This window comes from Streptomyces sp. NPDC104307, from assembly GCF_055584045.1.
The window spans coordinates 145,627-163,184 of sequence record NZ_JBVJMU010000013.1; the positions used below are offsets into that span (position 1 = coordinate 145,627).

Below are 17,558 nucleotides of genomic sequence, written 5' to 3' on the forward strand. Positions count from 1 at the left end.
CCCGTCACACCCCGATCCCCTCACACCCCGATCCCCCTCACTCCCCCACTCCCCCACTCCCCCCTCAGCCCCACGCCCCCACAACAGCCGCGCCCCCACCCGCACCCCCCACCACCAGTGGACGCGAACCACTCACGTTTTCTCTTCACGAAAGGACCCATCATGACCGTGCAGACCGTGGAACTGGATGCCGAGCTGCGGATCCGTGTCATCGACATCGTCAACGAGGAACTGGAGCTGGACGACGACGAGCTCACCGAGGACGGTCACTTCATCGAGGACTACGACAGTGACTCGCTCACGTTGATAACCGTCGTCTCCCGGATCGAGAAGGAGCTCGGCTTCGTCCTTCCCAAGGCGGACCTGGAGTCGCTCACCACGCTCAGGGCGCTGCTGCTCGCCGTCGAGGGATGCGCACGGAATGCCTGAGTCGACCTTGCGCCGAGTCGTCATCACGGGACTCGGAGCGGTCAGCCCGGTGGGAATCGGCGTCGAGCTCTTCGCTGATTCTCTCCGGGCGGGCCGGGTCGGCATCGGGCCGGCCCGCAGCTTCGACGCCACCCCGTTCCCCAGCCGAAAGGCCGCAGAGGTCGAGGACTTCGAACCGGCCGCCCTCCTGAACCACCTCGACCCCGAGCGATGGGGCCGCAGCGCCCTCCTCGCGGCCGCCGCCTCCCGGCTGGCGGTCGAGGACTCCGGCATCGACCCCGACCTGCTCTCCGCAGCCCGGTCCGGCTCGATCATGGGCACCACCAGCGGCGAGTCCGCCGTCGCCCAGAGCCTGGGCGGCCAGTGGGTCACCCAGGGCCTCAAGGGTCTGGAGCCCCGGCTGGTCGGCCAGTTGCCGGCCGGTCAGATCGCCGGCGCCGTCAACGCCGAACTCGGCCTGAGCGGCGACGCCCAGACCATCCCGACCGCCTGCTCGGCCAGCAACTACGCGCTGGGGTACGCCTTCGACATGGTGCGCCTGGGCGAGGCCGACTTCATGCTGGCCGGCGGCGCCGACTCGGTGAACCGGCTGACCCATGCCGGGTTCTACGCGCTGGGTGCCATGGCGGAGGACCTGCCGCAGCCGTTCGACGCCAACCGCTCGGGCATCATCACCGGCGAGGGCGGGGCGGCGCTGCTGCTCGAACCGCTCGACCACGCGCTGGAGCGCGGCGCCCGGATCTACGCGGAGGTGCTCGGGTACGCCGCCAACTGCGACGCGTCCCACATGGTGCACCCAGACGCCACCAGCATCGCGGACTGCATCAGGGCCGCACACCTCAACGCCGGGGTCGTACCGGAGCAGATCGACTACATCTGCGCCCACGGCACCGGCACCCCGACCAACGACGCGACCGAGGTCCGGGCGGTCCGCCAGGTCTTCGGGGACCGGCTGCCGCCGATCAGCTCGATCAAGTCGATGCTCGGCCACACCATGGGCGCGGCCAGCGGCTTCGGCGCGATCGCCTGCTGCGCCGCCCTGGAGCAGGGGTTCCTGCCGCCCACCGCGAACCTGGTCGAGACCGACCCGGAGCTGGGGCCCGGCGTGGACTGCGTGCCGGGGGTGGGCCGGGACGCCCGGGTGGAGATCGTCCAGAACCACGGTTTCGCCTTCGGCGGGAACAACGTCATCACCATCCTCGGGAGGTACCTGTGACCACGGCCGCGCCCGTGCAGCCCCTGCCGGTCGTCGGCGCCGGAGTGGTCTCCAGCGCGGGCTACGGACTGGCGTCCCTGGCCGGAGCGCTGAACCGGGGCTCCGTGCCGCAGGAGGCCGGGGAACCGGACGCGGCCGGGCGGGACGCGGCCTACCCGCCGCGTCCGGTCCGGTCCGTGCCCGGCTTCCGGGCCGCCGACCACCTGGGGCGCAAGGGCACCAAGATCCTCGACCGGCTCGCCGGTCTCAGCCTGGTCGCCTGCAAGCAGGCGCTCGAAGAGGCGGGCCCGGCCGCCGCCGGTACCGAGCCGGCCAGGACCGGCGTGGTGCTGGCCACCAACACCGGCAGCATCGCGGGCTACTCCGACCTGCTGTACGACACCCTCACCCTGGAGAAGCCCTACCTGATCAACCCGGGCAAGTTCGCGGGCAGCGTCATGAACTGCAGCGCCGGGCAGATGGCCATCCGGCACGGGCTCAAGGGCCTGAACGCCACCGTGGCCGGCGGCCGCAGCGCCAGCCTGTACGCCTTCCGGCACGCCCGGCTGGCCATGGCGGCGGGGCGCGCCGGGAAGCTGCTCGTCGGCGGTGCGGAGGAGCTGAGCGCCCCGGTGGCCTGGGCCTGGCACCACGCCGGAACGCTGCGGGAGGCCGCACCGGTCGGCGAGGGCAGCGCCGTGTTCGTCGTCCGGGCCGAGGAGACCCCCGGCGAACCGGTCCTCGCGGAGCTGCTGGCCTGCGAGGTCGGCTTCCACGGGTGGACCGGGGTCAGCCGCCGGGCCGGCCTCCACCGCGGCCTGACGAACGGGCTGGCCGACGCCATCACCCGGGCCCTGGAGCGCAGCCAGGTGACGGCACAGGACGTGGCCGCCGTCTCGCTGGGCGCCGGTGACCACATCGGGCTGGACCGGCTGGAGGAGCGCGCGGTGCGGCTCGCCCTGGGCCGGCTGCCGGAGCCGGTGCGGGTGACCGAGGTGCTGGGCGAGACGTACAGCGCGGGCGGCGCCCTGCAGCTCGCGGCGCTGCTCGCCCGCTGGAAGAGCGCGCCGGGCGGCAAGGGCCCCCGCGTCGGCCTGATCACCTCGGTCGGCCACGACGGCAACGCCGGTGCGCTGGTCGTACGCGAGCGGGTCTGAGTCCCGCCTACAGGAACAGGACGGTTGAGCGCCATGGTGAAGCGGGATGAGTGGGACGCGATAGTCGTCGGCAGCGGCATGGGCGGCCTGGTGTGCGCGTCGTACCTGGCCGTGAGCGGGCGCCGCGTCCTCGTACTGGAGCAGCACGACGTGGCGGGGGGAAACAGTCATGTCTTCCGCCGCCGCCGGGCCTACGAGTTCGACGTGGGCGTCCACTACCTGGGCGACTGCGGGCCGGACGGAGTGCTGCCGGCGATCTTCTCCGGGCTGGGGCTCGACGGCCGGGTCTCCTACCGGGAGATGGACCGGGACGGCTTCGACCGGATCGAGATGCCGGGTCTCACGGTGGACGTGCCGGTCGGCTGGGAGGCCTATACGAAGCGGCTGACGGCGGCGCTGCCGGACCAGAGCGCGGGCATCGTGCGGTTCACCGGGATCTGCCGCTCCGTGGCCGCGGAGACCCGTTCGATGATGTTGTCGGACGGCGGATCCTCGCTGGCGGACCTGCTGGCGCGCACGCCGGTGACCGCCGAGTGGGGACGCCGCACGCTCACCGAGCTCTTCGACCACTGCGGTCTGTCGCCCCGGGCCCGTACCGTGCTGGCCGCCCAGTCGCCCAACTACGGGATGGGGCCGCGCCAGGCCACCGTCTCCACGCACGCGGCCGTCACCGACCACTACCTGCGGGGCGCCTACTACCCCGAGGGCGGCGGCCAGGTGCTCGCGGCCGCGCTGGTCGAGGGTCTGGAGGCGCACGGCGGGGAGCTGCGGACCAGGAGCCGGGTGGAGCGCATCCTCGTCGAGGACGGCAGGGTCACCGGGGTGGGGATGAAGGACGGCGACGTCCTGCGCGCCCCGCTCGTGGTGTCGAACGCGGACTACTCGCGCACGGTGCTGGACCTGGTGGGCGAGGAGCACTTCGGCCGCCGGGTGGTCTCCCGTACCCGGCAGGCGAAGATGGCGCTGCCGCTGGCCACCCTCTACGTCGCGCTCGACAAGGAGCTGCCGGCCCGGCCGAACGCCAATCTGTGGTGGTACCGGGACGCCGACATCGAGGGCTACTACGAGCAGTTGGAGAAGGAGAGCATCAGTCCGGTGCCGTTCCTGTTCGCGTCGTTCGCCTCGCTGAAGGACCCGGACACGCCGGCCGTCTGCCCGCCGGGGCACAGCAACTTCCAGGTGATGACGCTGTGTCCGCCCGGCTACGAGTACTGGGGGGTGAACGAGGGGCCCGCGGCCGGTGAGCGCTACCGGCGCAACGGGGGCTACCAGCAGCGCAAGGCCGAGCTGACCGCGTCGATGCTGAGTACGGCGGAGGAGGTGCTCGGCCCGTTCCGCGACCACATCGTGCACCTGGAGACGGCGACCCCGATCACCCACGAGCGCTACACGCTGGCCACCGGCGGGACGCCGTACGGGCTGGCCGAGTGGGGCGGTACGGGCAGCCGCCCCGACACCCGCACCACCATCGAGGGGCTGCACATGGTGGGCACCAACACCCGGCACGGCACCGGGATCACCGGCTCCGCGGTCGGCGGCATGGTGCTGGCCGGGCAGATCCTGGGCCGCGCCCTGATGGCCGAGGTCCACGGGGGCGCGCTCCTGGGCGACCCCGACCTGCTCCCGGAGCGCGCGGACGGCTGGGACCCGCTGGCCGTCTCGCGCGGCTCGCAGCGCCGTAACGCCCGCGGCCTGGCCCGGATCGGCTGAATGCCGCAGACCGGCACCAGGAAGGCCCCGTAACCGCTTGTCGGTTACGGGGCCTGCCGCGTGGGGCGGGGGCGCTACTTGGCCCGTCCCAGGCCGAGCTGGCCCGCCCAGCCGCCGTCCACGCGCAGCAGCTCGCCGGTGATGTACGAGGAGTCCTCGCCGGCCAGGAAGGACACCGCGCCGGCCACCTGCTCGGGCGTGGCGAACGCGCGCAGCGGCAGCTGGCGCTTGATGCTCCGGCCGCCGTCCTTCTCCAGCAGTCCGCCGATCAGCTCCGTCTCGGTGAACCCGGCGAGGACCGCGTTGACCCGGACCTCGAAGCGGGCCAGCTCGACGGCGGCGACCCGGGTGAAGGAGTTGACGGCCCCCTTGGAGGCGGAGTAGTTGGACTGGCCGACCCAGCCGCCCTCGCCCATGACGGAGGAGATGTTGATGATGTTGCCTTCGCGCTGGGACATGAAGTGCCCGGCGGCCGCCCGGGTGCAGTGGTAGACGCCGCCGATGTTGACCCGGAGCACCTCCCACCAGTCCTCGGGCGACTGGTCGAAGATGAGCCCGTCGCGGGCCACTCCGGCGTTGTTCACCAGGATGTGCAGCCCGCCGAGGCCGGCCGTCGTCTCGTCCACCAGCCGCTGGGCGGCCTCGGGGTCCGCCACGTCGGCCTGGAGGGCGATGGCCCGCCCGCCGAGTGCGGTGATCTCCTCCACCGTTCGTTCGGCCTCGTCCTTTCGGGAGCGGTAGTTCACGGCGACGGCGGCCCCGTCGGCGGCGAGACGGAGCGCGATGGCCCGCCCGATGCCGCGGGAACCACCGGTGACCAGAGCTGCCCGGCCTTCGAGGGTCATCGACTGTCTCCTTCTCCAGATGAATGGAACGGACGCGGTAATTCCGTGAGCGGAATATGACGTTCAGTGAATTCCGCGCAGGGAAAAGCGAATACCGAATATCCGAACAAGCGTATCCAGCGGCCGTGCGGGCGAGGCCGTTCCACCGATGCCACCTCGGCGCCCCACCGTGTTCCTTTCGGCGTACCACCGTGCCTGGACGAACCATTACCAAGTGGTCCGGCCCGGGTCACGGGAATTGGCCTGGCTGCATCTGCCGAACCGCTGCGACGCTCTTTTCACTACGACAGCGAAGGGCGGTAAACAGATGAGGAAGAAAGGCAATTCACCTTCCGTCATCGTCGGATACGGGCATGCGGGCCGCGATCTCCACCATCGGGCGCTGCGGGACATCACCGGCGGCCGGTCCTTGGTGATCGCCGTCGACCCGCGTCCCGCCGAGGTGCTCGGAGGGGAGTGGGTGCCGGACATCCGTGGCGCGGTGGCCGAGCTGTGGGCGGCGGGGCACCGGGTGGCCGACGCCGTCTTCCACGTGGCCGTGCCGCCGAACGCGCACCGGGACTGCATGGAGCAGCTCCTGCGCGTCGGGGCCCAGCGCTTCATCCTGGAGAAACCGATCGCCAACACCATCGAGGACGCCGCCTACTTGGTGGACCTGGCGGAGGCGACCGGCTCCGTGGTGCTGCCGATGAGCGTCTGGCCCTCCAGCCGGGTCACCGAGGCCGCGGAGGAGCTGGTGGCCTCCGGGGCGATCGGTGAGCCGGTCTCGTACCACATGGAGCAGAGCAAGCCGCGCTTCCGCCGTTCGCTGCAGACCCAGGGCCACGGCAGCGCCTTCGAGGTGGAGCTGCCGCACCAGTTGCTGCTCGCCCTGCACCTCGCGGGGTCCGTCGCGGAGGTCACCGAGTCGCGCGGCTGGGACCTGCCGCTGCCGTTCGGCCGGCTCGACCGGATGGGCGGCGCCGAGGTCGAACTGCTGCACACCTCCGGTGTCCGGACCACGCTGTACACCGATCTCGCCTCGCCCGTACGCCGCCGCCGGCTGCACATCCACGGCTCGGAGGGCACCCTCGTGGCCGACTACCCCGTCTCCGGGGACGACGACTTCGGCCAGGTCCGCATCGCCGGACGCCCGGTCCGCACGGTCGTCCAGGACGCCCCGCTGACCCGGTTCATCGAGCAGGCCTACGAGCACTTCCGCGGCGAGCGCCCGGCACCGCGCAGCGGTCTCGCCCTGCACCTGGAGTCCATGGAACTCCTGGACACCGCCCGCACCGCGGCGTTCGCGGCCTCCGGCACCACCGTCCCGCAGGAAGCGGCATGAGCACCGTTCTGATCATCGAGCCCCGCTCCTCCGGGCGGGAGCTGGTGACCCGGGCGCACGAACTCGGGCACACCGTCATCGTCCTGAGCTCCGCCACCGGGCCCGGCCAGGACCCGGGGAAGGCAGACCGGGTGATCCACGCGGACACCCACGACCGGGCCGCCGTGCTCGGCCTGATCCGCGCCCTGCACGCCGAGACCCCGATCGACGCGGTCCTGCCCGGCTTCGAGCACTTCGTCTCGCTCGCCGCCCACGCCGCCGCCGCCCTCGGCCTGCCCGGCATCCCCCCGGACGGGGTGGCACCGCTGCGCCAGAAGAACCGGATGCGCCGGGCCGTGGAGGCGGCGGGCCTCGACCAGCCCCGCTACCGGACCGTCTCCGGCTCCCGGTCCGCCGCCGCCGCGTACGCGGAGCTCGGCCCGGTGTGCGTGGTCAAGCCGGTCGACCAGTCGGGGAGCCTCGACGTGCGCCGGGTGTCCTCGGAGCGGGAGGCCGTCGGCGCGTTCCGCCGGGCGCTGCGCTCCGGCCGGTCCACCGGGTCCGGCGGCCCCGGGCTGGTGCTGGTCGAGGAGTACGTCCAGGGGCCGGAGTACAGCGTCGAGGGGTACGTCGAGGACGGCCGGGTGCACGTACTCGCCATCACGGAGAAGATCCTCGGGAAGGAACCGCACTTCGTCGAGGTCGGGCACATCGTGCCGGCCCAGCTGGAGGCGCGGACGGCCGACCGGATCCGCTCCTACGTCGTCCGGGTCCTGGAGGCCGTCGCCCTGGGCATCGGACCGTTCCACGCCGAGCTGCGGATGTCCGCGCGCGGACCGCTGCTGATGGAGGTCGCGGCCCGGCTGCCCGGCGACCGCATCCCGGAGCTGCTGCGCCTGGCCTGCGGCCACGACCTGTACGAGATCATGCTGCGCTGCTACCTGGGCCTGCCCAACCCCGCACCGGCCAGGGCCCGTTCCGGCGTCCGGGCCGGCATCCGCTACTTCCTGCGGCCCGGCCTGGACAGCTACCGCGAGTTCCGCGTCGACCCGGTGATCGAGTCCGATCCCCGGGTGCGGGAGATAGCCGTCCTGCTGCCGCCGGGCAGTGCGCTCCGTGAACCCGGCAGCTCCTCGGGGCGGCTCGGCTACGTGCTCGCCGCGGGCGCCTCGTACCGGGAGACCGCGGGGGTACTGCGGCGTGCCGAGCGCGCCGTGACCTTCAGCTGAACGACCCGCACGTCTGTACCGACCATCCGGAGAACCGATGAACCGCCACGTCCTGATCCTCAACCGCTGGGCCAACTCCTTCGCGGAGTACCACCGTTACCTCGACCACACCACCGACCGCATCGCCTACCTCACCACCGCCGCGGGCCGGCAGCCGCTCGACGAGGAACTGGCCGAGTCCGTCCGGGTGGTCTCCGATCTCACCGACACCGCGGAGGTCCTGGCCCAGACAGCCCGGCTCATCGGCCTCTACGGACCGTTCACCCACGTCCTGGCGCTCTCCGAGTTCGACCTGGAGGCGGCGGGCGAGATCCGCCGGCACTTCGGTATCCCGGGGCGCGGCCCCGCGGAGGTCGCCGCCGTGCGGGACAAGGTCGTGATGAAGGGCCTGGTCGCGGCGGCCGGGCTGCGGGTGCCCGCGTTCCGGGAGACGCCGGACGCCGGTTCGGTACGGGAGTTCGCCGACCGGCACGGCTACCCGTTCGTCCTCAAGCCGCGCGCGGGCGCCGACAGCCAGGGCGTGCACGTGGTGCGCTCCGAGGACCGGCTGGACGCCCTGCTGGACGGCGCGGAGCTGTCCGACGCCCAGTGCGAGGAGTTCATCGACGGGGTGCTCTACCAGATCGACGGAGTGGTGAGGGGCGGCGAACTGCTCACCTCGCGCGCCTGGCGCTGCGGCGCCAGCTGCCTGGACTTCGCCACCGGTACGGCCTTCAGCTCGGTCGCCAACGATGACCCGGAGTTCGAACGGCGGGTGACCGCCTTCGCGGAGCGGGTCTGCGCCGCCCTCGCGCTCACCGACGACGTCTTCCACCTGGAGGTGTTCCGCACCGGACCGGATGACGGTGACGACCTGGTGTTCCTGGAGATCGGGGCGCGGGCGGGCGGCGGTCAGGTCCGCTACGTCTGGGAGGAGGTGTACGGGGTCGACCTGGTCGCCGCCTCCGCGCTGGTGCAGCTCGGCGAGGAGCTCCGCGTCGCGCCGATGGACCTGGCCGGACCGGTCGCCGGATACCTGATGATGCCCGAACCGCCCGTCCGCCCGGCCGTGGTGGAATCGGTGACCTCACTGGTGGACCGGGTGCCCGAGCTGTACGCCGAGACGCTGCCGCCCCCCGGCACCGTGCTCAGCGGCAACGGCGGCGCCGTGCACACCGCCGGCACGTTCCGCTACCGAGGCGCCACCTCCGAGCAGGTCGAAGCGGCGATCCGGCGGACGATGGCCGCCTACCGGCTCGACTGGCACCCGCTCGACGAGCACTCCACCGGCACCAGAGGTCCGGCAGTCCGGGAGGCGGCCCATGTCGTCCTCTGAGCTCCTGGACCGGTCCGGACAGCAGGCTCCCGAGCCGCCGCGCGGACTCTGGCACCACCGGGACTTCCGCAGGCTGTGGGCCGGCCAGACGGTCTCGCTGCTCGGCTCCCGGGTCACCGAACTGGCCCTGCCGGTCACCGCGATCGTGCTGCTCGACGCGGGCCCGGCCCAGCTGGGGCTGCTGAACAGCGCCCAGTACCTGCCGGTGCTCTGCGTCACCCTGTTCGCCGGAGTGCTGGCCGACCGGGTGCGCCGCCGCCCGCTCATGATCGCCGCCAACCTCGGGCGGGCCTCGATCCTCACCGCGGTGCCGCTGCTCGCCTGGCTGGGCGGGCTCGGCGTCTGGGCCCTGTGCGCGGTGGCGTTCGCCACCGGGGTGCTCACCGCCCTGTTCGACGTGGCGTACCAGGCGTACGTCCCCTCGCTGGTGGCCAAGGAGCGGCTGGTCGAGGGCAACAGCAAGCTCCAGGCCAGCCGTTCGGTCGCGGAGACCGCCGGTCAGGGGCTCGGCGGCACCCTGATCCAGGCGCTCACCGCACCCGTGGCCATCCTCGTCGACTGCGCGGGCTACCTCTTCTCGGCCGTCATGCTGCTGCGCATCCGTACCCCGGAGACCCCGCCGGTCCGCCCGGACGGTGCCCGCCCCTCCATCCGCAAGGAGATCGCCGCCGGGCTGCGCATGACGCTGCACAGCAGGCTGCTGCGGGTGATCATGCTGCACGCGTCCTGGTACAACCTGCTCTGGGACGTCGTCCTGGTCGTCTTCCCGCTCTACGGCATCCGCGAGCTGCACCTCGGACCGGCCGGTCTCGGCGTGATCATCGCGGTCGGCAGCCTCGGCGCGTTCGGCGGCGCGCTGTCGGCGGGCCCGCTCGGGGCGCGGCTCGGGGTGGGCCGCACGATGGTCCTCGGCATGGTGGTGGCCTCCGCCGCGACCCTGCTGCTGCCGCTGGCGCCCGGCTCCGGCAGCGCCACCGGGCAGCTGCTGCTGGGGGCCGGCTACGTCCTCAACGGCTTCGGCATCGCGGTCTTCAACATCCACTCGATCACGCTGCGCCAGGCGACCGTGCCCGCCGAACTCATCGGCCGGGTCAGCGCCACCTTCCGGTTCCTGACCTGGGCGGTGATCCCGCTGGGCGGGCTGCTCGGCGGACTGCTCGCGGCGGCGGTCGGCCCACGGGCCGCGCTGGCCGTGACGGCGGGCGGACTGACCGCGGGCGCGCTGGTGTTCCTGTGCTCCCGTACGGCCGTACGGTCATGAGCCGCCGTCGTACGGTCATGAGCCGCCGTACGGTGATCAACCGTGTCCCGTTCCGATTCCCGTTCCGCTTCCAGGAGGCAGATGTGTACGTCAAGGTGTGCGGCCTGAGCCGCCCGCAGGATGTGGCGGCCGCCGTCGGGGCCGGGGCCGACGCGATCGGCTTCGTCCTCACGCCGAGCCCCCGCCAGGTCACCCCGGCCGCCGTCCGCGCGCTGGTCGCGGAGGTACCGGAGGGCACCGCCACGGTCGCCGTGTTCCGGGGCGAGCCGCTCGAAGAGGTGCGCAGGGCCGCCGCGGCGGCGGGCGTCGACACCGTGCAGCTGCACGGCTCCGAGCCGCCCGAGGCCTTCGCCGCGCTGCGCGCCGACGGGTTCCGGCTGATCCGGGCCGCGTCGCCGGGGAGCGGGGCGCCGCTGGAGAGCGGTGCGTACGGGGAGGACCTGCTGATCATCGACTCGCCAAGACCCGGTTCCGGCGAGCGCTGGGACCCGGCGGCGCTCGGCGGCTCCCCCGCCGGTCCGTGGCTGCTGGCCGGCGGGCTGACCCCGGACAACGTCGCCGGGGCGGTGGCGGGGCTGCGGCCCTGGGGTGTGGACGTCTCCAGCGGGGTCGAGAGCTCCCGGGGGGTGAAGGACCCGGCGCTCATCGAGCGCTTCGTGAGGGAGGCGGCGGCGCTCAAGTAAGCACCCCGCCACACCCACCACCGCACTGCCTCCAAGTGCGAACGGACTGCCTCATAAGGCGGATTGAGGATGGGCCGACGCGGCCCGCACTATCGGATGGCCGCTTCCCGGACCCGTATGGGAGCACCCGGGCACCCACCTGGTGCACGGCACTTCGTCCACCTCAACCGCCGATCCACCTGGGGGATCCATGTGGCTGCCCGCTTCCGGGAAGCACCACGACTTCGTCGAGCGCTATCTCGCCCTGCACGACCGGTACACCTCGGGTGAACTCGGTGAGGACGAGTGGCGGGCGTGGGCGCAGCGGCAGTTGCGCGAGGTCGTCGCGCTCGCCCGGAGCGGCTCGCCCTTCTACGCCCGGCACCTGGCCGGACTGCGTACGCAGGAGCTGACCCTCGACGGGCTGAGCGAGCTGCCCTTCACCACGAAGGACGATCTGCGCACGGCCATGTCCGACATCCTCAGCCGGGATCTCGACGAGGCGTGCTTCTACTACGAGACCACCGGCACCACCGGGCCGGCCACCCCCTGCCCGCGTGACCCGCGCGAGGTGATCGCCTCCAACGCCCATGTGACGGAGAGCTGGCGCAACATCTTCGCGGACGTCTTCGGTGACCGGGCCCCGCGCGTCGGCGTGATGGGCCCGACCGAGGTGCACTCGCTCGGTGACACCCTCGGGGACGTGGCCCGCAACGTGGGCTCCGCCGTCGCCAAGATCTGGCCGTACTCCCCCGTCATCGGCTTCCCCAAGGCACTCCAGCTGATCCGGGACCTGGCCCTCGACGTGGTCTTCTGCACCCCGAACGTGGCGCTCTCGCTGGCGAAGGCGGCCCGCGCCCAAGGGCTCGACCCGCGCCGGGACTTCGGCGTGAAGGTCTTCCTGGTCACCGGGGAGATGTGCACGCCCGACCTGGCCCGGCAGATCGACCAGGCCTGGGGCGCCCGTACCTACAACGCGCTCTACGGCTCCCAGGAGACCCTGGTCGTCGCCTCGGCCTGCGCCCGCGGCCGGCTGCACCTGGCCCGGCCCAACTACATCGCAGAGCTGGTCGATCCGGACACCGGCGCCGCCCTCGGTGACCGGGGCACCGGCGAACTCGTCGTCACCATGCTCATCGACGGCATCAAGCCGCTGATCCGCTACCGCACCGGCGACCTCGTCGAACTCGCCGCCAACGACTGCGGCTGCGGCATCCGGGGCCCGGTGGTGCGGGTCGTCGGCCGCACCCGCGACCGGATCGTGCTCGGCGGCCGGAGCTTCCAGGCCTGGCAGGTCGAGCGGGCCGTGCTCCAGCGGATCGACCACAGCTACGGCTACCAGGTGGTCATCGACCGGGACGCGGACGGCGAAGACCTGATCACCGTGCGGCTCGACCTGCCGGACGGGCCGGAACCCGGCCTCGCGGCCGCGCACGCGGCGCGGGTCGCGGACTCCCTCGGGGTGCGCTGCCGGGTGGAGCTGCCCGAGGAGCTGGACCCGGTCACCACGACCGGCGCCTTCGTCAGCTGGAAGGCCGCACGCATCCACGACCGGCGGACCGCCGTCGATCACGAGACGGCCGCCGCCCGCCGGCTGGCCGGGGCACGGGGGCACCGCGCATGACAGAGCCGATGCTGCATCCTCACGGCTACACCCTCGACACCGGGGACCGGTCCGATCCGACCCCGTTCCCCATCCTGTGGGAGCCGGCCCGGATACCCCACTCGCCGCTGCTGCGGTCCGGCACCCTGCGGATCGGCACCCTCGGCCCGGCCGGCACCACCTCGATGGTCGCCCTCGGCCGCCTCGGCTACCGGCTCGCCCACCTCGGCGGACCCGAGGTGGAGGCCGTGCCGTACGACTCCTTCGAAGAGCTGCTCGCGGCCGTCGGCAGCCGGGGCGGGCCCGCCTACGCCCTGGTGCCGGGGGCCGCCGAGTGCGCGACCCGGTTCTTCTGGTCGCCCCGGCTGCGGCTGGACGCCACGTTCTCCACCCCGACCCCCGAGTACGGCATCGCCTCCTACGGGACCGGGCTGCGCGAGGGTGTCCTGCGGCTGGCGACCCTGCACGAGACCCGGCGCCTGGTGGAGCTCCTGGACGGGGCGGAGGGCGGGCGGGGCGGCTACGAGATCGCCTGGGTGCCCGCCGAGTCCACCATCCACGCCGCCCAGCTGGTCGCGGAGGGACGCGCGGACGCCGCCGTCACCAACGAGCCCGGACGGGCCGCGCACCGGCTGCGGTTCCAGGTCTCGCGGCCGGGCGTCCCGATGGTCTGGATGGTGTTCGGGCCCGCGGTACTCGCCCGGCCCGAGTCCACCCTCCGACAGACCCTGGAGCGTTGATCATGACGACTGACCGCCGACTGCTGCTGCACGACGTCACCGTCCAGGAGGGCCTGGGCCGCGCCTCGCTGCCCGCCCGCTCCGTACTGCTGGACGGCGAGCGGATCGAGGCCGTCCTGCCCGCCGGACAGGCGCCCGAGGAGGGCGACTTCGTCCGCTGGGACCTGGCCGGCGCCACCGTGCTGCCCGGCATGACGCTGGGCCACACCCACATCGCGTACGTCAATGTCACCAACGGCCGCGAGACCCTGTTCAAGTACCGGGTGCCGGAGGTCGCGATGCACGCCGCCCGGCATGCGGCGGACCTGCTGACCTGCGGGTACACCGCGTTCGTCGGGGCTGGTTCGGTCGCCGGGATCGACATGGCGCTGAAGAACGCCATCGCGGCCGGCGCCATCCGGGGCCCGCGCATCACCCCGTGCAGCCGCGACCTGATGGTGTCGGGCCCGCCGGGACGGCGCTCGCCCGAGCTCAAGGAGCGGATGCCCCGGGAGCTGATGCCGGTGGTGGACGTCCTCGGGGACCTGGTGAAGTACACCGAGGAGGAGATCGACGAGGGCGCCGAGATCATCAAGGTGTTCTCGTCCGGCGACGACACCTTCCCCAACGCCCGCTCCGAGGAACTGCTCTTCACCCGTGAGGAGTTGACCACGGTGGTGGAGACCGCGCACCGGCGCGGCGCCCGGGTACGGGCCCATTCCCGCGGGCTGGCCGGCATCCGCAACGCGCTGGCCGCCGGGGTCGACGTCATCGACCACGCCACCTACGCGGACGACCGGGCGCTCGACGAGATCGCGGAGCGGGGCGTGTTCGTGGTGCCGAGCCTGTTCCAGCCCGACCGGCTGCTCGCCCTGGGCGAACGGTTCGGCAAGGCCCCGGACTACCTGGAGTCCCTGGACTTCAAGGACGAGATCGAGAACACCCTGCGCTTCCTGCCCCGGGCGGAGGAGCTCGGCCTGAAGATCGTGCCGGGTGACGACTTCGGTTTCGCCTGGACCCCGCACGGCACGTACGCGGACGAGCTGGTGATGTACGTCGAGCGGGCCGGCATCGCACCGGAGACCGTCATCAAGTGGGCCTGCGCCCACGGCGCGGAGCTGGCCGGGCGGGGCGCGGACGCCGGAGTGGTGGCACCGGGCCGCCTCGCGGACCTGGTGGTCCGGGACCGTGACCCGGCGGCCGACCTGACGGTGCTCCAGGACAAGGAGTCGCTGCGGTCCGTGCTGATCGGCGGGGAACACGTGGCGGGTCCGGTGGCGCCTCCTGTGTCCTGATTCCCCGTAGGAGCCGGGCTGTTCACCCCGTGGGGCTGAGCAGCCCGGTCCTCTCGTTGCGGGGCAGCGACAGCAGCCGGGCGGTGTCGCCCCGGCCGGCGTGCGGGAGGAGCAGGATGCGCAGCAGGTCGATCATGCGGTCCATCAGCCCGCGCGCCGCCGCCAGGCCCTCCTCGTCCTCGCCCGGTGCGAACTGGTCCTGGACGAAGGCGGGGAAGCCGCTGCCCGGCACGATCATCCGGTTGAGCAGGACGTTGTCGATGAGCTGCCCGTAGACCCGGTCGTGGCTGTAGCGGCGTCCGGTGACCACGACCCCGGCCACCTTGTTGGCGAGCGGGCGGTCGAAGCGCAGGTGTCCGACCCCGGCGCGCTCGATGAAGTTCTGCATCACACCGGCCAGTCCGAAGCCGTGGACGGGCGCCGCGTACAGCACTCCGTCGGCCCGGATCATCCGGTCCACCAGGGCCGGGACGTCGTCGTCCTGGGCGCAGGGCAGCGGCCGTATGTTGCAGTCGCCGCAGGGCCCGCAGGGCGTGATGTCGTACTCGGCGAGCGGGATCACATCGAGGTGCACGCCGTGCTCCGCGGCCTGTGCGGCCAGCATGCGCAGGACGCGTCCGGTGAGGCCGTCGGGCCGCTCGGAGCCGTTCAGGGCGGCTATCGACGCCCAGGGACCGTGGTCTGCCATGGCTGTATCCCTTCGAGGAAGTTGGTGAGGAACGCCTGTCCGGTCTGTGTGGTGATGCTCTCGGGGTGGAACTGCACTCCCTGGACGGGTAGTTCGCGGTGGCTCAGTCCCATCACACAGCCGTCCTCCCGGGCCCGCGCGGTCACGGTGAGCGCGGCGGGCGGCGGGTCCGCGACGGCCAGTGAGTGGTAGCGGGTGACCTCGGTGCCGTCCGCGAGTCCGGCGAAGACCCCGGAGCCGTCGTGGTCGAGGCGGCTGGTCTTGCCGTGCACGGTGCGCGCGGCGCGCTCGATCCGGCCGCCGAAGGCGAGCCCGATGGCCTGGTGGCCCAGGCAGATCCCGAGCAGCGGGACCTTGCCCGCGAAGTGGCGCACCAGCTCCGGGTGGCCGGAGTCGGCGGGGTGTCCGGGGCCGGGGCCGAGGACCACCGCGTCCGGGCGGCGGGCGGCGAGCTCGGCCGGGGTGTGCGCGTGGGCGGTGACGAGGTCGGTGCGGACGCCGAGCTGCCGCAGGTAGTGGTCGATGATGTGGACGAAACTGTCGCGTGCGTCGACGAGCAGGATTCTCATGCGGTGAGCACCTCGCCGGTCAGGGCGGCGTACACGGCGCTCATCTTGATCAGCGTCTCGCGCCATTCGCCGTCGGCCGTGGAGTCCGCGACCACCCCGGCGGACGCCTGGAGCGCGTAGCTGCCGGTGGCGGGGTCGTGGACGGCGGTACGGATGCACAGGGCGAGCGTCGCCGCCTGTCCGCGTACGTCGATCAGGCCCAGCGCGCCCGCGTAGGCGCCGCGTGGCCGGCCCTCGATCTCCTGGATCAGCTCCATGGCCCGGACCTTGGGCGCCCCGGTCATGGTGCCGGCCGGGAAGGTGGCGCGCAGTGCGGAGAACACGTCGGCGTCGGGGGCCAGTTGGCCGCTCACCGTGGAAACGAGGTGGTGCACCTGGGCGAAGTGCTCGACCACCATCATCCGTTCGACGGCGAGGGTGCCCGGTACGGAGACCCTGGCGACGTCGTTGCGGCACAGGTCGACGAGCATGATGTGCTCGGCGCGTTCCTTCTCGTCGGCGTGCAGCGCGGCCACCCGGCGGGCGTCCTCCGCGGGGTCCGCGGCCCGCGCGGTGGTGCCGGCGATGGGGCGCATGGCCAGGGTGCGGCCCTCGATCCGCAGCAGCAGTTCGGGGCTGGCACCGACCAGGGTGCGGCCCGCCCACGGCACCAGGTACATGTACGGCGAGGGGTTGCTCCGGCGCAGCCGCCGGTAGGCGTCGAGGGGGGCCAGGGGCGTCGTCACCTCGACGCGGTGGCCGATCTGGATCTGGTAGACGTCGCCCGCCCTGATGTGTTCCAGGCAGCGCTCCACCCGCTCCGCGAACTCCTCGCGGTGGACGGTGCGGCGGACCGCGTACGGCCGGGGCGCGTCCGGCGGCGGGGTTTCCGCGCCGTCCGGCAGGGCCCGTACCAGCGCCGCGAGACCGTCGCCGAGCACACCGGACCCACCGAACTCAGGCGCCCGTGCGTGCAGTTGATGACTCTCGCCGGTGTCCAAGCGGTAGCTGACGACGTGCCGGAAGAGGGTGAGGGTGATCTCCGGGTACTGCCCGGGTCCGAGCGGCGGCAGCTGCTCCAGGTGCCAGGCGGCCTCGTAACCGAGCACGGTGAGGAAGCCGAAGGCGTAGCTGTCGGGCGGTACGTCGGTCTCCACGGCGAAGGCCCCGTGCAGGGTCTCCACCAGCCGCTGGACGTTCCCTGCGGCGCGGTCCACCAGGGGGCGCAGCCGGTCCACCAGTTCCGGCGCCCCGTCCAGCACGGCCTGTCCGTCCCGCACGGTGATCCGGGCGAGCGCCTCGGCGCCGACGGCCGCGAAGCGGCAGTCCTCCTCGGGCCCTGCCAGGCTCTCGAAGAGGAAGACCTGGTCCTCACCGAGCAGCCGGCGCAGCTCGGTGGCCAGGGCGAGCGGTGCGTGCGGCGGCAGCGGGGTCCGCGCCACGCTCACCCGCACGGGTGCGGGGTGCGCCCCGGGCGGTGCTGCGGCGGGCTCGACTGCGGTGATGGTCATCGTGGGCGGTCTCTTTCCGGTACGCGGGCGGCGGTGGCTTGGCACCAGCCAACCAACTGCGCGTACCGGCGGAGCAGTCCACTGACCC

General features: G+C 72.7%; 16 protein-coding genes. 12 read left to right on the top strand and 4 right to left on the bottom strand.

Annotated elements, in window-relative coordinates:
* Nucleotides 1-162: 162 nt before the first annotated feature.
* Genes ACZ601_RS28005 through ACZ601_RS28020 form a run of 4 tightly spaced genes read left to right on the top strand, consistent with a single transcriptional unit; the run spans nucleotide 163 to nucleotide 4,491 of the window.
* The gene (locus tag ACZ601_RS28005) at nucleotides 163-429 is read left to right on the top strand and encodes an acyl carrier protein (protein ID WP_311304967.1); all 267 of its coding nucleotides are present in this window, start codon (nucleotides 163-165) and stop codon (nucleotides 427-429) included.
* Nucleotides 422-1,645: a beta-ketoacyl-[acyl-carrier-protein] synthase family protein gene (locus ACZ601_RS28010; RefSeq protein WP_469542991.1), complete on the top strand. Its 1,224-nt coding sequence runs from the start codon at nucleotides 422-424 to the stop codon at nucleotides 1,643-1,645. The genes ACZ601_RS28005 and ACZ601_RS28010 overlap by 8 nt, the downstream gene beginning before the upstream one ends.
* Nucleotides 1,642-2,781 carry a beta-ketoacyl synthase N-terminal-like domain-containing protein gene (locus ACZ601_RS28015; protein WP_469542994.1) on the top strand — a complete coding sequence of 380 codons (1,140 nt, stop codon included), beginning with the start codon at nucleotides 1,642-1,644 and terminating at the stop codon, nucleotides 2,779-2,781. The genes ACZ601_RS28010 and ACZ601_RS28015 overlap by 4 nt, the downstream gene beginning before the upstream one ends.
* A 33-nt stretch (nucleotides 2,782-2,814) precedes the next feature.
* Nucleotides 2,815-4,491, top strand: a complete 1,677-nt coding sequence (locus ACZ601_RS28020; protein WP_469542997.1) for a phytoene desaturase family protein — start codon at nucleotides 2,815-2,817, stop codon at nucleotides 4,489-4,491.
* A 74-nt stretch (nucleotides 4,492-4,565) separates the two neighbouring features.
* On the opposite strand, the gene ACZ601_RS28025 is transcribed toward ACZ601_RS28020, so the two are convergent.
* On the bottom strand, nucleotides 4,566-5,336 hold the full coding sequence (locus ACZ601_RS28025) for a 3-oxoacyl-ACP reductase family protein (protein ID WP_440573300.1): 771 nt from the start codon (nucleotides 5,334-5,336) through the stop codon (nucleotides 4,566-4,568).
* Nucleotides 5,337-5,643: 307 nt separating this feature from the next.
* On the opposite strand from ACZ601_RS28025, the gene ACZ601_RS28030 reads away from it, so the two are divergent.
* The 8 genes from ACZ601_RS28030 to ACZ601_RS28065 all read left to right on the top strand — a co-directional run bounded on the left by ACZ601_RS28030 (nucleotide 5,644) and on the right by ACZ601_RS28065 (nucleotide 14,723).
* Nucleotides 5,644-6,660, top strand: coding sequence for a Gfo/Idh/MocA family protein (locus tag ACZ601_RS28030; protein ID WP_469543002.1), 1,017 nt, complete (start codon nucleotides 5,644-5,646; stop codon nucleotides 6,658-6,660).
* Nucleotides 6,657-7,868, top strand: coding sequence for an ATP-grasp domain-containing protein (locus tag ACZ601_RS28035; protein WP_469543005.1), 1,212 nt, complete (start codon nucleotides 6,657-6,659; stop codon nucleotides 7,866-7,868). The genes ACZ601_RS28030 and ACZ601_RS28035 overlap by 4 nt, the downstream gene beginning before the upstream one ends.
* Before the next feature lie 37 nt (nucleotides 7,869-7,905).
* Nucleotides 7,906-9,183, top strand: a complete 1,278-nt coding sequence (locus ACZ601_RS28040; RefSeq protein ID WP_469543008.1) for an ATP-grasp domain-containing protein — start codon at nucleotides 7,906-7,908, stop codon at nucleotides 9,181-9,183.
* Nucleotides 9,170-10,444 (top strand): MFS transporter, encoded by a 1,275-nt coding sequence (locus ACZ601_RS28045; RefSeq protein WP_469543011.1) that lies wholly within the window; start codon nucleotides 9,170-9,172, stop codon nucleotides 10,442-10,444. Before ACZ601_RS28040 ends, ACZ601_RS28045 begins: the two co-directional genes overlap by 14 nt.
* A complete protein-coding gene (locus tag ACZ601_RS28050; protein ID WP_469543013.1) occupies nucleotides 10,441-11,127 on the top strand; it encodes a phosphoribosylanthranilate isomerase in 687 nt (228 codons plus the stop codon). The genes ACZ601_RS28045 and ACZ601_RS28050 overlap by 4 nt, the downstream gene beginning before the upstream one ends.
* A gap of 190 nt (nucleotides 11,128-11,317) precedes the next feature.
* The gene (locus ACZ601_RS28055) at nucleotides 11,318-12,730 is read left to right on the top strand and encodes a phenylacetate--CoA ligase family protein (protein ID WP_469543016.1); all 1,413 of its coding nucleotides are present in this window, start codon (nucleotides 11,318-11,320) and stop codon (nucleotides 12,728-12,730) included.
* A complete protein-coding gene (locus tag ACZ601_RS28060; protein ID WP_440573293.1) occupies nucleotides 12,727-13,449 on the top strand; it encodes a type 2 periplasmic-binding domain-containing protein in 723 nt (240 codons plus the stop codon). Before ACZ601_RS28055 ends, ACZ601_RS28060 begins: the two co-directional genes overlap by 4 nt.
* Nucleotides 13,450-13,451: 2 nt before the next feature.
* Nucleotides 13,452-14,723 (top strand): amidohydrolase family protein, encoded by a 1,272-nt coding sequence (locus tag ACZ601_RS28065; protein WP_469543019.1) that lies wholly within the window; start codon nucleotides 13,452-13,454, stop codon nucleotides 14,721-14,723.
* Nucleotides 14,724-14,745: 22 nt separating this feature from the next.
* On the opposite strand, the gene ACZ601_RS28070 is transcribed toward ACZ601_RS28065, so the two are convergent.
* The 3 genes from ACZ601_RS28070 to ACZ601_RS28080 are packed head-to-tail and all read right to left on the bottom strand — an operon-like array spanning nucleotide 14,746 to nucleotide 17,470.
* Nucleotides 14,746-15,411, bottom strand: a complete 666-nt coding sequence (locus tag ACZ601_RS28070; protein WP_328696526.1) for a flavodoxin family protein — start codon at nucleotides 15,409-15,411, stop codon at nucleotides 14,746-14,748.
* On the bottom strand, nucleotides 15,381-15,980 hold the full coding sequence (locus ACZ601_RS28075; RefSeq protein WP_469543023.1) for an anthranilate synthase component II: 600 nt from the start codon (nucleotides 15,978-15,980) through the stop codon (nucleotides 15,381-15,383). Before ACZ601_RS28075 ends, ACZ601_RS28070 begins: the two co-directional genes overlap by 31 nt.
* Nucleotides 15,977-17,470: an anthranilate synthase component I family protein gene (locus ACZ601_RS28080; protein WP_469543026.1), complete on the bottom strand. Its 1,494-nt coding sequence runs from the start codon at nucleotides 17,468-17,470 to the stop codon at nucleotides 15,977-15,979. The genes ACZ601_RS28075 and ACZ601_RS28080 overlap by 4 nt, the downstream gene beginning before the upstream one ends.
* Nucleotides 17,471-17,558 lie beyond the last annotated feature (88 nt).

Excerpts from the sequence above, each read along its gene's own strand:
- ACZ601_RS28030 (WP_469543002.1), top strand. The coding sequence starts at position 5,644 with ATGAGGAAGAAAGGCAATTCACCTTCCGTCATCGTCGGATACGGGCAT.
- ACZ601_RS28020 (WP_469542997.1), top strand. The coding sequence starts at position 2,815 with ATGGTGAAGCGGGATGAGTGGGACGCGATAGTCGTCGGCAGCGGCATG.
- ACZ601_RS28070 (WP_328696526.1), bottom strand. The coding sequence starts at position 15,411 with ATGGCAGACCACGGTCCCTGGGCGTCGATAGCCGCCCTGAACGGCTCC.
- ACZ601_RS28055 (WP_469543016.1), top strand. The coding sequence starts at position 11,318 with ATGTGGCTGCCCGCTTCCGGGAAGCACCACGACTTCGTCGAGCGCTAT.
- ACZ601_RS28010 (WP_469542991.1), top strand. The coding sequence starts at position 422 with ATGCCTGAGTCGACCTTGCGCCGAGTCGTCATCACGGGACTCGGAGCG.
- ACZ601_RS28080 (WP_469543026.1), bottom strand. The coding sequence starts at position 17,470 with ATGACCATCACCGCAGTCGAGCCCGCCGCAGCACCGCCCGGGGCGCAC.
- ACZ601_RS28045 (WP_469543011.1), top strand. The coding sequence starts at position 9,170 with ATGTCGTCCTCTGAGCTCCTGGACCGGTCCGGACAGCAGGCTCCCGAG.
- ACZ601_RS28050 (WP_469543013.1), top strand. The coding sequence starts at position 10,441 with ATGAGCCGCCGTCGTACGGTCATGAGCCGCCGTACGGTGATCAACCGT.
- ACZ601_RS28025 (WP_440573300.1), bottom strand. The coding sequence starts at position 5,336 with ATGACCCTCGAAGGCCGGGCAGCTCTGGTCACCGGTGGTTCCCGCGGC.
- ACZ601_RS28035 (WP_469543005.1), top strand. The coding sequence starts at position 6,657 with ATGAGCACCGTTCTGATCATCGAGCCCCGCTCCTCCGGGCGGGAGCTG.
- ACZ601_RS28065 (WP_469543019.1), top strand. The coding sequence starts at position 13,452 with ATGACGACTGACCGCCGACTGCTGCTGCACGACGTCACCGTCCAGGAG.
- ACZ601_RS28060 (WP_440573293.1), top strand. The coding sequence starts at position 12,727 with ATGACAGAGCCGATGCTGCATCCTCACGGCTACACCCTCGACACCGGG.
- ACZ601_RS28075 (WP_469543023.1), bottom strand. The coding sequence starts at position 15,980 with ATGAGAATCCTGCTCGTCGACGCACGCGACAGTTTCGTCCACATCATC.
- ACZ601_RS28005 (WP_311304967.1), top strand. The coding sequence starts at position 163 with ATGACCGTGCAGACCGTGGAACTGGATGCCGAGCTGCGGATCCGTGTC.
- ACZ601_RS28040 (WP_469543008.1), top strand. The coding sequence starts at position 7,906 with ATGAACCGCCACGTCCTGATCCTCAACCGCTGGGCCAACTCCTTCGCG.